We start from the raw sequence: 11176 nt of genomic DNA, 5'->3' as shown, positions 1-11176 counted from the left end.
CGACCTTTACCGATGCGAAAGACTGGCTTTACGCCGTGCGCATCAGCCCCGATAAGAAGCGTCTCGCCGCCGGGGGCTGGGACGGGACGCTCTATCTCTGGAGCCTCGATCCCAACAAACTCGAAGGAACCCTCTTCACAGTTTCCCCTCCCTCCCCCAGCCCCTCCCTCCCGATAACAGGAAAGGGAGGGGGGAAATGAGAAGATTTACCGACGACGGGACGACGGAGGCGGCGCGAATGCGCCCCACAGCGGGACGTTTACCGTCCACGCGAATGCGCCCTAGAGCCGCACAATCTCCGTGCTGGCTGATTGGCGCATTTCTCGCGCTCACGCTCGCCGCGCCCGTCTTCAGCCAGACCCTGCGGCCTCGTGTGCGATCTGTAGTGCCCACGGGGGGCCAGCGTGGGACAAGTGTAGATATTACGATTGCCGGGCCGAATCTGGGCTACGGCATAGCGCTGGTCTTTGAGACACCCGGGATTACGGTCGCCGCGCTCAAGCCCGAGACGCCTGCGGCCACTGCCAAGAACCCCGACAGCAAGCTTATTGCGACCCTGGCGATCTCCCCGGAGCTGGCGCTGGGGCGCTACGCCTTTCGCGTCGTCACGCCGCTGGGAATCTCGGAGCCGGGGTATTTGATGGTCGGGCAGTGGGCAGAGGTGGCGGAGAAAGAGCCCAATAACACGCCTCAGACTGCCCAAGCGCTTACAGGCCCCGTGACGGTCAATGCAAAGAGCGACGGCGGCGAGGATGTGGATGTCTACAAAGTAACTCTCGCTGCGGGAGAGACCTTTGTGGCCGAGGCGAAATCGGGCGCTACGCTCAGCTCTCCAATGGAGCCCGTGCTTGTCCTGCGTGACTCCACAGGCCACGACCGCGCGTCAGCGAGTGCCCTCGCACGTCCCGATGCACGTCTGACTTTTACCTCGCGTACGGCAGGCGAGTACTTTCTGATCGTTCGTGACCTGCGCTACGCCGGAAGCGCCGACCACCACTACCGGCTCAGTATCGGCAAGCTTCCCCCTGCCAACATCACCTTTCCGACCTCTGAGTTTCCCGAAGTCGCCGAAGTGGAGCCCAACGACACGGTCAAGCTCGCACAGCCCGTCACGCTCCCCGCAACCGTCAATGGCCAGCTCACCTCGCCCTCCGCCACACTTGACGATAAAGACAGCTTCCGTTTCACCGCCACCAAGGGCCAGGTGATATTGATGGAGGTCTTCGCAGCGCGGCAGGGCTCACGGCTGGATGGTGTGCTGACGGTGCTCAACAAAGACGGTGGCGAGCTTGCCACCAACGACGATGCACGGGGCAAAGACCCGTTTCTTGTCTTCACGGCTCCCGATAATGGCGAGTTCATCGTGCGCGTCTCCGATCTCAACGGACGCACCGGCCCCGAGTTTGACTACCGCCTGCGCATCGCGCCTGCCGCTCCTGACTTCGCGCTTACTCTCGCCCCCGACTGCCTTACACTAGGGCCAGGGGATCGGATTCCCGTGATCGTCAGTGCCGCGCGGCAGTACGGCCTTGATGAGGCCATTAACCTGGACTTTGGAGCGCTACCGCCGGGCTTCCAGCTGATCGGAGCGCCACAGATTCCCAAGGGCCAGAGTGAGGTCACGCTCTATCTCACAGCGACGGCGAACGCCGCTCCCACGCCCGCGATGCCGCTTCAGGTAACGGGCACGGCGCAAGGCATCACCCGTCGGGCACAGGCACTGCAAGAGGACTATGTGAAAAACGGCGACCAGCTTCAGCGCAACACCCGCCCCGTCCCCATGCCACTTGCCTCGGTCACCGGCCCCGCTGATCTCACGGTCTCACTAGCCACGGAGCGCCTGGAGCTAAAAGTCGGACAGACCGTGGAGCTGCTCGTGAAGATCACCCGCAAGCCGGGCTTTGATGCCAAAGTGCCGCTGGTTTTGACGGGCCTACCTGCGAACGTGAGCGCCACGCCGCTCGAAATCCCCGAGAAGGTGAGTGAGCTAAAAATCGTGCTCAAGGCCGAAGCCAATGCCGCCGTTGGCGAGGTGCGTCTTCAGCTCACGGCACGCTCGCTGGTAGACGAGCTACACTTCTCGCCCCACGCCGCCCCGCCGGTTACGCTAAACGTGAGCAAGTAGCTCCCGTAGCTTGGCGACATTCTCGCGGTGGCCCTTGCCATCTTCTTCAGGTGTCTCAACAATCAGTGCGAGACTCTCGGGCAGGCGTGGGTCGGAAAGAAAGGCCACAAAGCCCGCGTCGCCAATCGTGCCCTCGCCGATATGGGCGTGCTGGTCACGCTTGCTGGCCAGGCCGAATTTACTGTCGTTGGCATGGATAATCTTCAGCCGGTCAAAGCCGACGGTGGCCGCGAAGCGATCCCAGACGCCTTTGGGATCTCCGACCAAGTCATAGCCCGCGTCGTAGATATGGCAGGTGTCGAGGCAGATAACCAAGCGCTCCGGCTCCGCAACGCGTGAGAGAATCGCCGGGAAGTGCTCGAAGACGCCGCCGAGAGTCGTGCCCTTGGCCGCCGTAGTCTCCAGCGCGACTTTGACATGAAAGCCTGCCGTCGCCTGGTGCACCGTGTCCAGCGACGCGGCGATCTGCGCACAGCCCGCTTCCTCGCCGCTGCCCATGTGCGCTCCCGGATGCGAGACCAGATAGTCCAGCCCGAGTGCCTCGCAGCGCTCCAGCTCCTCGATAAAGGCCCGCAGCGACTTCTGCCGCGCCTCCGAATCTGGGGAGGCAAGATTGATCAGATACGAGTCGTGGGCGACGAGCGGGGAGAGCTTGGTTTCGGCGACTTTGGCCTTCCACACCGCAATCGCATCGTCGGTGAGGGGCTTTGCGGCCCACTGGCGCGGGCTTGAGGTGAAGATCTGAATCGTATCGCAGCCGATCTCATGGCCCTCAATCAGGCCATTGTGCAGGCCACCCGCGACGCCCGTATGGGCTCCAAAAAGAAAACGAGGCATGCCTTAGATACTACCCGCCCTGAGCCTCTTTTGGGGTAAAGAGCCCACGGAGGGCTTTACGGATGCGGCTGAAGAGAAAGATCGAGATGCAGACACCCACCACAACAATCCCAATGGCAAGGGCGGGATAATAAGCTGCCAGCGAAACCGTGCCAATGGCGACTCCGTCTTCGGCGAGGCTGACCAGGGCACCCGCGCCGGGAGCTGCATTGACGGCAGGCCGTGCGGCGGCTTTGGCTCCGTGGCTAGAGAGCGCAAGCGTCCCACCGATCAGAAACGCGATGGTCTTGACGGTCGGATCGAAGTCGCCGAAAGCTCCCGCGGCCAGAATCGCCCCCGCAGGCACCCGCAGAAACGTATGAACCGCGTCCCAGGCATGATCTACCACGGGGATTTTGTCGGCGATGAACTCCACGACGTAGAGCACCAGCGCCACCCCGATCACCCACCAGCTAGTCAGGATATTAAGCTCACCAGGAAGCGTGAGATGGGCAAAGCGCCCCAGCAGGCCCAGCGTCGCCACGGTCGCATACAAATTAATACCCGAGACCCACGCGCTCCCCAGAGCCATTCCCAGCGTTGCAAGACTACCCATAGCTATTCGACTGTCACAGATTTAGCCAAGTTCCGAGGCATGTCAATATCGCAGCCGCGCTGCTGGGCGACTAAGTAGGCCAAGAGTTGCATGGGAACAATGGAAACAATCGGAGACAGCTCGGGGCGGACGGCGGGGATTCGTAGGAGATGATCCGCCGTGGTGTCTAAGCGATGTTCGTTTTCGTAGACCACACCGACCACCGTGCCGCCGCGCGCCGCGACCTCTTTTATATTGCTGAGCATCTTGTCAAAGACGGCGGGCTGGGTGGCAAGACAGATCACGATCACGCCGGGCTCGATCAAGGCGAGCGGGCCGTGCTTGAGCTCCCCGGCGGCATAGGCCTCCGCGTGCAGGTAGCTGATCTCTTTTAATTTCAGTGCCGCCTCCAGCGCCACGGCGTAGTCGTAGCCGCGCCCTAGATAGAAGAAAACGCTGCGATCCGCGAGCTTGGCGGCCAGATCTTCCACCAAGAGCGCATTGCCAATCACGCTCTCCACGGCATCGGGCAGGGCGACCAAGTCGCGCACAAAGCCCTGGTGGAGCTCGTCGGTGAGGCGCTCTTCTGTCGCCGCAAGGTGCAGGCCGATCAGGTAGAGCACCATGAGCTGGGTGACATAGGCTTTGGTGCTGGCGACGCAGATCTCGGGCCCGGCTTGGGTGTAGACGCACGCATGGCTTTCACGGGCAATGGACGAACCAACGACGTTCACCACCGAGACAATAGTCGCGCCGAGGCGCTTGGCCTCACGCAGCGCCGCCAGGGTGTCTGCTGTCTCCCCCGACTGCGAGACAATAAAGCACAGGGTCTGCTGGCTCACCAGCGGGTCGGCGTAGCGAAACTCCGAGGCGACACTGACCTCGACCGGGCGGCGCAGCAGGTTCTCAAAGAAGCGCTTGGCGACCATGCCCGCGTGGTACGCGGTGCCACAGGCGACGATATGAATGTGTGAAAAACCGGCGAGCTGCTCCTTGGTAAAGCCCTCCAGCTCCGGGATAAAGACACGTTCACTGTCCGTGAGACGCCCACGAAGCGTATCGGCGAGTGCGCGTGGTTGCTCATGAATTTCTTTGAGCATGAAGTGCGGAAAACCGCCCTTCTCTGCCGTCTGCTCGTCCCAAGTAACTGCGAAGGGCTCCCGGTGGATCGCGCCGCCCGTGAGGTTGGTCAGTGTAACGCCTGCCGGGGTGATCTTGGCAAAGTCGCCGTCTTCCAAAACAATCACGCTCCGGGTGTAGCGCATCACGGCAGGAATGTCCGACGCTAAGAAGTTCTCGCCCTCACCGAGTCCTAAGATCAGCGGCGAGGCGGTCTTGGCGCAGTAAAGTGTCTCCAGCTCATGCGACGAGCACACCGCGATGGAGTACGCGCCGGTAACAAGTGTCAGCGCCTCACGGATGGCAGTTTCCATGTCTCCAAGTTTCTGGAAAGCACGGTCTACCAGATGCACCATGACTTCCGTGTCGGTCTCGGAGGCAAAGACAAAGCCCTCGCTCACTAGCTCCGCGCGTAGCTCTTGGTAGTTCTCGATAATTCCATTGTGGATCAGCGCGATCTTGCCGTCTTGCGAGAAATGGGGGTGGGCATTGGGAGTCGTCGGGCCGCCGTGGGTCGCCCAGCGGGTGTGGGCAATCGCGGCCCCGTGGGTCTCCCAGTGGTCTTGTAGCTGCGACTCCAAAACGGCAAGCTTGCCCGCCGCTTTCACAATCCGCATGTCGCCATCGCCCTGAGCCGCCACTGCCACGCCCGCCGAGTCGTAGCCACGGTACTCCAGCCGCCGCAGCATCTCAATCACCGTCCGCACCCCAGGGCGCGGCCCCACATAACCTGTAATTCCACACATAGCTTTGATTGTATCGTGCGGACTCTAAGGCTTCAGGTAGGCCCAGCCCTCGGTCTGTTTGCGTACCAGCTCCCCGACAGCGGATGAGACGGTGCGGACAAAGGGCATTAAATCGCGCTTGCCGAGCTTTGCGCCGCGCATGGTGTTCTCACAGAGCACCAGTGTCACGCCACGACGGGCAAGCGCCTGCGCCTCTTCGTGTAGCTCTGCCGCACCGCCTCTTTCGGGCTTAGCAACCAGCGGCCAGGCGTGACTGTGGATCACGCCTCGAATCTCAATGCCCTCGATGCCTTCGTCCAAGAGCACTGCAAGAGACTCTAAGCTCGCTGCCCAGTGCTCAGGAGTAGCCCCCACAATGTCCACGACGACCCGGAGGCGTGACATGGTTTTGTGCTACACCCCGAGCTTGAGGTAGGCCCAGCCATCGGTCTGCTTTTTAACCAGCTCGCCCATCGCCGACGAGACCGTGGCGGCGTAGGGGAGCACGTCGGCTTTCTCCAGTTTGTTGCGCTTCATGGTGTTCTCGCAGAGCACCAGCTTCACGCCGGAGCGAATCGCGGCCTCCACCTTGGGATGGAACTCTACCGCGCCGCCTTTCTCGGGCTTGACCAAGAGCGGCCAGGCCTTGCCATGGATCACGCCCTCAACCTCGACATTGCTCGGGCCAAGATCTGTGCGCAGGTTGTCAATGTTGCGAAAGACCGCCTCCCACTTCTCCGCGCCCTCGATACCGATATCCAGAACCACACGATGTTTTCGCATTACGGCTTTACCACTTTCCAGTTTTTATAGAAGACATTGTTGACACCCTTGAGCAGCACGCACAGCACGCTCACAAAGGCGGCGGCGAGGCTGGGGAGCAGGCACGGGCGGAGAATATCCACAAAGAGACAGTAACGCGGGCTATCGGACTCATTGAACGACTGGTGCTGAAGCGTGTCGTCAAAGATAAAGAGCTTCTCGTCTTGCCAGTAGTGCAGCGTATCCCCGACCTCGATATAGGCCGTCTTGTCCTTCATGTCATTGACATTGTAGAGAACTCGTAGCGTGGCGCGCATGGGGCCAAAGTGCTTGGACGTCGACTGCTTTTTATTAAATACCGAGACCCCGATGGTCTTGATGTACTTGTAGGGCTCATAGAACGAGGGCACATCAATATCGTTCTTGACTTCCTGCCCGTACCACTTAAAGAAGAACATCGTCCGAGGGTTCTCCTTGATCTTCTCCGCGAGCTTCTCCACCAAGTTCTCTTTGTGGGAAGCCTCAATCAGCCGCTTGACCTCCGCCTGATGCGTTGCGGGCAGGTCTTCCAGCTTGTAGATGCCCTTGTTGATGTAGGGCAGCGAGAGAATATCCAGAAGCGTGTTGAGCGGCGAGAGTACCCAGGTGAAGACGCCGTTTCCGGTGAAGTAGCGCTTCACCACCGAAGCATCTACTTTTCGATTGCGGCTGAGGTCGTAGATACCAAAGCCAAGAAATGCCAGTAGGCCGATGCCTACATTTAAGAAAATCATGTCAGCTTAGTCTACCCGAAAACTTAGACACGCTCCAGAGGCTGGTGTGGCTCGGGGGGCAACACAACATGAATCGCATCACCGGGCCGCACCGTGCCACCCGTAAGCACGATGCCCATCACACCCGCTTTCCGAACCAGATTCCCGCTCTCGTCCCGGTCCAGCACGGCGGCGAGCAGGCCCTTTTGGAAGTTCTCAATCTGGGCGCAGGGATTGCGTAGCCCTGTCAGCTCGACGATTGCTGTCTCGCCAAGGTGCAGCCGCGTCCCAACTGGTAGGCTCAGCAAATCTATGCCGCGTGTCGTGATATTCTCGCCCAGCTCACCGGGAGCCACGGTAAATCCTGCGGCGGCTAGCTCCTCAAAAAGCTCGCTGTGCATCAGGTGCACTTGCCGCAGATTCGGCTGATCCGGGTTCTGCGCCACCCGCGAGCGGTGCTTCACCGTCGCGCCACAGTGCGCATCGCCCTCAACACCTAGGCCCGCCAGAAGCCGAATCTGCGCTTGGGCTTGCTTATGAAACCCGTGTGTCGGGCTAGCGCTGACCGCAAGAACTGTCATCGTGCCTCCACCTGCCTAGGAGCGAAAAAGAGCACCGCACCTAGCCCCGCCCCGAGACAGACACCGTAGACCCCGCCCCAGAGCAGCATTCCCGTGGGGCGTACATACATATCATTGAGCACACTCCCGGCAAAGTAGCCTACGGAGTTTGCGAGAAAGAGAATCGCGGCGAGGCGAAACGGAGCCTTGCGGACTTTGAAGCCGACGACAAAAGCCTGCCCCATTGCAATTGAGCCCACCAGCGAGCCCAGCCACTCCCCAAGCCGCGACCCTCGCGCCAGAAAATACGCCGCGACCCACCCGATGGCATAGAGAAAAAACGCCAACCCAAAGAGCCCGAAGAAGCGCCCTCCGCGCCAAGGAGCCGAAACGAGCGGCAACAGTGCTCCGCCACCCAGCCCGATAAAGAGCGCTGTCCAAGTGAGATACGCGCCCCAAAGCCCGAGATGCGTGTACATCCAGCGCTCCCCAAACGCCACTGTCGCAAAGACCGCCAGGCTTGCCAAGCCGAAGCCAAGGCCACCTTGAATTGCACTTCGGCTAAGGGAGTTCATGGCCTATTATACTCAGTTGCCGGAGGAACGAGTCCTCCGGCTTAAGAGGGCGACGCTCGCCTCCGTGAGCAGAAGATTCTCTGGGCTACGAAGGTAGTCGTCGCCCTCTTAAGCCCGGAGACTTGTTCTCAGGGTTTATAAGTCGCTTGGGGTGGAGAGGGTTCCTCGGATGGCGGTGGCGGCGGCCATGGTGGGGCTGACGAGGTGGGTGCGTCCGCCTTTACCTTGGCGTCCCTCGAAGTTGCGGTTGCTGGTGCTAGCGCAGCGCTCACCGGGCTGGAGGATGTCGGGGTTCATGCCTAGGCACATGGAGCAGCCGGGCTCGCGCCACTCGAAGCCGGACTCGACGAAGATTTTGTCGAGGCCCTCGGCCTCGGCTTGGCGCTTCACGAGGCCCGAGCCCGGCACGCAGAGCGCACGCTTGACCGTGACTTTGTGGCCCTTGAGCACGGCGGCTGCGGCGCGTAGATCCTCGATGCGGCCATTGGTGCACGAGCCGATCCAGACCGTGTCCACCGCGATGGAGCGCAAGGGCGTGCCGGGTGTCAGATCCATGTAGGCCAGCGCTTGCTCACACGAGCGGCGGTCGGCGTGGTCTGTGAACTGGTCGGGGCTGGGGACGACGGCAGTGAGGGGCAGGGCCTGACCCGGCGACGTTCCCCACGTCACATGTGGGGCGATCTCGGGGCCATTTAGCTCGATCAGGACATCGTAGGTCGCGCCGTCGTCGGTGGCTAGCGTGCTCCACTGCGCCACGGCGGCGTCCCAAGCATCGCCCTGTGGCGCGAACTCACGGCCCTTGAGGTAGGCGAAAGTCGTCTCGTCGGGGGCGATCATGCCCGCGCGTGCCCCCGCCTCAATACTCATATTACAGACCGTCATGCGGCCCTCGACAGAGAGCGCACGAATTGCCTCGCCGGTGTACTCGACCACGTAGCCGGTCGCGCCATCGGTGCCGATCTTGCCGATGATCGCGAGAATGATGTCTTTGGGGGTGGCATCGGGGTGGAGCGGGCCATTGATGCGAATCTCCATGGTCTTGGGGCGGCTCTGCGGCAGGCACTGCGTGGCGAGAACATGCTCGACCTCGCTGGTGCCAATGCCAAAGGCGAGCGCACCGAATGCGCCGTGCGTGCTGGTGTGGGAGTCGCCGCAGACAATGGTCTGGCCCGGCTGCGTGTAGCCCAGCTCTGGCCCCATCACATGCACCACGCCTTGTTTATCCGAGTGGAGGTCATAAAGCGTGATACCAAACTCCTCGCAGTTCTTGGCCAGCGCTTGGATCTGCTTCAGCGAGATCGCATCAGTGATGGGCAAAAGGCGGCTGGTTGTCGGGACATTGTGGTCCATTGTCGCCACGGTGCGCTCCGGGCGGCGGACTTTGCGGCCCGCGAGGCGCAAGCCCTCAAAGGCTTGTGGGCTGGTCACTTCATGCACCAAGTGCAGGTCAATGTAGAGCAGGGCAGGCTTCCCGGCTTCGTCGCGGACGACATGCGCGTCCCAGATCTTCTCAAAGAGCGTTCGTGGCTTCATGCCTTGATTATAGGCCGTGTGCCTGCCCTGTGTCCAACGGATTGTTTCAATGCGAGTGATAGGCAAAAACTATGCGATAAAATAAGAGCTGTGACAACGAAGCCTGCCTACGCTCCACCTGATATGGTGCGCCTGAAGCGGATACGCCGAGCGACTTTTCTGCTTGGGGGCCTGACCCTCGGGGTGCAGAGTTTACGGGGGCTTTTGCAGCTCCAGGAGAGCCAGCGTCGCGCCCGGCACTTTCTCTACATGCCTGAGGGCAAGCCACTCAGCGCTGTCTACTCCCCAAACGGGGAGCGTATTCTCACACACGAACGCAAGAGCGAGGCGATTCTCTATCAGGGCAAACCCACCAATATGGGGCCGGATATCCTGCGTCTGTGGGATACCCAAACAGGAGCGCTACTTCAGACACTGGAGCCTCGGGGCTCGTATGTCCAGCAAGCCGACTTTACCTCAGATGGCCGCGCGGTTATCGTCCAGCAGTATGATGATCTCTGGCACTACGATCTTCAGACGCGGCAAATGGAGTCTCTTGGCCCACAGAGTTCACAGAGTATGGCTTTTACGCGCCACGGAGACCTTTTAGCGGCTTGGCACTGGGAGATAAGGCGCTTTGAGCTGGTCTCGCTTCAGACACGCAAGGTAGTGCGAGAGCTTGAGCTTCCTGAGTCTCCCGGAGAGAAGCTAGAGATTTATGCTGCATCACCTCGGTCACCTCTGTTCTCCTCCAATGGGCGCTGGCTCTGCTGGGAGCTAAATGTCCACCCGCAAATAGGCCAGGGCTTGCGCCCGAGGCTCTGTGTTTCGGATTGCACAACGGGCAAGACCACGATCGTGCCATGCGCGCTCTCCGAGTTTGAGACACGGGGTCGTCGCTGCCAGCTTGCCTTTACCCGCGATAATCAGAGCCTGATCGTGACGGGGTTCTGTTATCCCGATACGTCCGATGGCGCTGCGCCTGGGCTTGTGATCTATGATCTGCATAGCAAGCAAGTTGTGTTTCAGAAGAGACTGGAGAGCCTAGCCTTTATCCGCTTGCCTCTCAATCGTCATGAGCTTCTCTTCAACGGCCCTATTGGGGATAAGCGGCTTGTGAGTAATTTCGGGTGGTCTAGCACCCCGCAACCTCTCTCGGACTCCCTTATCTGGACACCCTCGCCGGATGGCAACACGGTTCTGCGCGAGGGGGAAGCGGGACTGCTCAGAGTTCCGTACCAGCAAGCACGAACCGAGCTTGGGCTCGGATAAAACTACTGAAAAATAATATTATTCACCTCAGGCAAAGCTTGGACTGCTTTGAGAAGAGTGTTGCGCTCGCTTTGAAAAATTTCTTCGTGTCCCCCCAGAGGAAGAAACTTGCCAATGAGTATAAGAGTGCCACGACGCAGTGAGGGGGTGACTTTTGTGCAGTCCACTTTAAACTTGCCCATCTCACGGCGTATCTCACGCAGAGCCTTGTTATTTTTGAGCTTCTCCTCGATAGACTTTGCGGCGGGGCTGAGTTTTTTTGTTTCCATACCCCATTATTGGCGGGGCAGCGGGTTTAGCTGTAGGCAATCTTCCCACTCCTGCCAGTTTTTTCGCTCATAGTTTCGGGCATCTACTTCCATG

12 protein-coding genes and 1 pseudogene are annotated in these 11176 nt (G+C 60.3%); 3 read left to right on the top strand and 10 right to left on the bottom strand.

The window, feature by feature from the left end; all coding sequences use genetic code 11:
• Both RMO15_RS22090 and RMO15_RS22085 read left to right on the top strand, forming a co-directional pair.
• Positions 1 to 200: pseudogene (locus RMO15_RS22090) on the top strand (hypothetical protein); the annotation flags it as partial.
• Positions 197 to 2125, top strand: a complete 1929-nt coding sequence (locus tag RMO15_RS22085) for a PPC domain-containing protein (protein WP_309717280.1) — start codon at positions 197 to 199, stop codon at positions 2123 to 2125. The pseudogene RMO15_RS22090 and the gene RMO15_RS22085, both read left to right, overlap by 4 nt.
• On the opposite strand, the gene RMO15_RS22080 is transcribed toward RMO15_RS22085, so the two are convergent.
• The 9 genes from RMO15_RS22080 to leuC form a co-directional block, all read right to left on the bottom strand.
• Positions 2108 to 2962 carry a deoxyribonuclease IV gene (locus tag RMO15_RS22080; RefSeq protein ID WP_309717277.1) on the bottom strand — a complete coding sequence of 285 codons (855 nt, stop codon included), beginning with the start codon at positions 2960 to 2962 and terminating at the stop codon, positions 2108 to 2110. The genes RMO15_RS22085 and RMO15_RS22080 overlap by 18 nt on opposite strands.
• 10 nt (positions 2963 to 2972) lie before the next feature.
• On the bottom strand, positions 2973 to 3557 hold the full coding sequence (locus RMO15_RS22075; RefSeq protein ID WP_309717274.1) for a DUF4126 domain-containing protein: 585 nt from the start codon (positions 3555 to 3557) through the stop codon (positions 2973 to 2975).
• A 2-nt stretch (positions 3558 to 3559) separates the two neighbouring features.
• The gene (glmS, locus tag RMO15_RS22070) at positions 3560 to 5401 is read right to left on the bottom strand and encodes a glutamine--fructose-6-phosphate transaminase (isomerizing) (RefSeq protein ID WP_309717268.1); all 1842 of its coding nucleotides are present in this window, start codon (positions 5399 to 5401) and stop codon (positions 3560 to 3562) included.
• 24 nt (positions 5402 to 5425) lie between these two features.
• The gene (locus tag RMO15_RS22065; RefSeq protein ID WP_309717265.1) at positions 5426 to 5785 is read right to left on the bottom strand and encodes a DsrE family protein; all 360 of its coding nucleotides are present in this window, start codon (positions 5783 to 5785) and stop codon (positions 5426 to 5428) included.
• 9 nt (positions 5786 to 5794) lie between these two features.
• On the bottom strand, positions 5795 to 6163 hold the full coding sequence (locus RMO15_RS22060) for a DsrE family protein (protein ID WP_309717263.1): 369 nt from the start codon (positions 6161 to 6163) through the stop codon (positions 5795 to 5797).
• The gene (locus RMO15_RS22055) at positions 6163 to 6915 is read right to left on the bottom strand and encodes an aspartyl/asparaginyl beta-hydroxylase domain-containing protein (protein WP_309717260.1); all 753 of its coding nucleotides are present in this window, start codon (positions 6913 to 6915) and stop codon (positions 6163 to 6165) included. Before RMO15_RS22055 ends, RMO15_RS22060 begins: the two co-directional genes overlap by 1 nt.
• Positions 6916 to 6938: 23 nt before the next feature.
• The gene (locus tag RMO15_RS22050) at positions 6939 to 7475 is read right to left on the bottom strand and encodes an MOSC domain-containing protein (protein ID WP_309717257.1); all 537 of its coding nucleotides are present in this window, start codon (positions 7473 to 7475) and stop codon (positions 6939 to 6941) included.
• Positions 7472 to 8029 carry a hypothetical protein gene (locus tag RMO15_RS22045; RefSeq protein WP_309717253.1) on the bottom strand — a complete coding sequence of 186 codons (558 nt, stop codon included), beginning with the start codon at positions 8027 to 8029 and terminating at the stop codon, positions 7472 to 7474. The genes RMO15_RS22050 and RMO15_RS22045 overlap by 4 nt, the downstream gene beginning before the upstream one ends.
• A 135-nt stretch (positions 8030 to 8164) precedes the next feature.
• Positions 8165 to 9562: a 3-isopropylmalate dehydratase large subunit gene (gene leuC, locus RMO15_RS22040; protein WP_309717250.1), complete on the bottom strand. Its 1398-nt coding sequence runs from the start codon at positions 9560 to 9562 to the stop codon at positions 8165 to 8167.
• 90 nt (positions 9563 to 9652) lie between these two features.
• Between leuC and RMO15_RS22035 the strand changes: the two genes are divergently transcribed.
• Positions 9653 to 10813, top strand: a complete 1161-nt coding sequence (locus RMO15_RS22035) for a WD40 repeat domain-containing protein (protein ID WP_309717247.1) — start codon at positions 9653 to 9655, stop codon at positions 10811 to 10813.
• Between the two features lie 2 nt (positions 10814 to 10815).
• Here RMO15_RS22035 and RMO15_RS22030 read toward each other — a convergent pair whose 3' ends face one another.
• Positions 10816 to 11082, bottom strand: a complete 267-nt coding sequence (locus tag RMO15_RS22030) for a hypothetical protein (protein ID WP_309717244.1) — start codon at positions 11080 to 11082, stop codon at positions 10816 to 10818.
• Positions 11083 to 11176 lie beyond the last annotated feature (94 nt).

This window comes from Armatimonas sp. (genome assembly GCF_031410135.1).
In the GTDB taxonomy this organism is placed as follows: domain Bacteria; phylum Armatimonadota; class Armatimonadia; order Armatimonadales; family Armatimonadaceae; genus Armatimonas.
The sequence above is the reverse complement of the archived record's forward strand: the minus strand, read 5'-3'. Positions and strand labels throughout refer to the sequence as shown.

Bases quoted from the DNA above. Each gene is read 5' to 3' on its own strand.
- RMO15_RS22085 (WP_309717280.1), top strand. From the start codon at position 197: ATGAGAAGATTTACCGACGACGGGACGACGGAGGCGGCGCGAATGCGC.
- RMO15_RS22080 (WP_309717277.1), bottom strand. From the start codon at position 2,962: ATGCCTCGTTTTCTTTTTGGAGCCCATACGGGCGTCGCGGGTGGCCTG.
- RMO15_RS22075 (WP_309717274.1), bottom strand. From the start codon at position 3,557: ATGGGTAGTCTTGCAACGCTGGGAATGGCTCTGGGGAGCGCGTGGGTC.
- glmS (WP_309717268.1), bottom strand. From the start codon at position 5,401: ATGTGTGGAATTACAGGTTATGTGGGGCCGCGCCCTGGGGTGCGGACG.
- RMO15_RS22065 (WP_309717265.1), bottom strand. From the start codon at position 5,785: ATGTCACGCCTCCGGGTCGTCGTGGACATTGTGGGGGCTACTCCTGAG.
- RMO15_RS22060 (WP_309717263.1), bottom strand. From the start codon at position 6,163: ATGCGAAAACATCGTGTGGTTCTGGATATCGGTATCGAGGGCGCGGAG.
- RMO15_RS22055 (WP_309717260.1), bottom strand. From the start codon at position 6,915: ATGATTTTCTTAAATGTAGGCATCGGCCTACTGGCATTTCTTGGCTTT.
- RMO15_RS22050 (WP_309717257.1), bottom strand. From the start codon at position 7,475: ATGACAGTTCTTGCGGTCAGCGCTAGCCCGACACACGGGTTTCATAAG.
- RMO15_RS22045 (WP_309717253.1), bottom strand. From the start codon at position 8,029: ATGAACTCCCTTAGCCGAAGTGCAATTCAAGGTGGCCTTGGCTTCGGC.
- leuC (WP_309717250.1), bottom strand. From the start codon at position 9,562: ATGAAGCCACGAACGCTCTTTGAGAAGATCTGGGACGCGCATGTCGTC.
- RMO15_RS22030 (WP_309717244.1), bottom strand. From the start codon at position 11,082: ATGGAAACAAAAAAACTCAGCCCCGCCGCAAAGTCTATCGAGGAGAAG.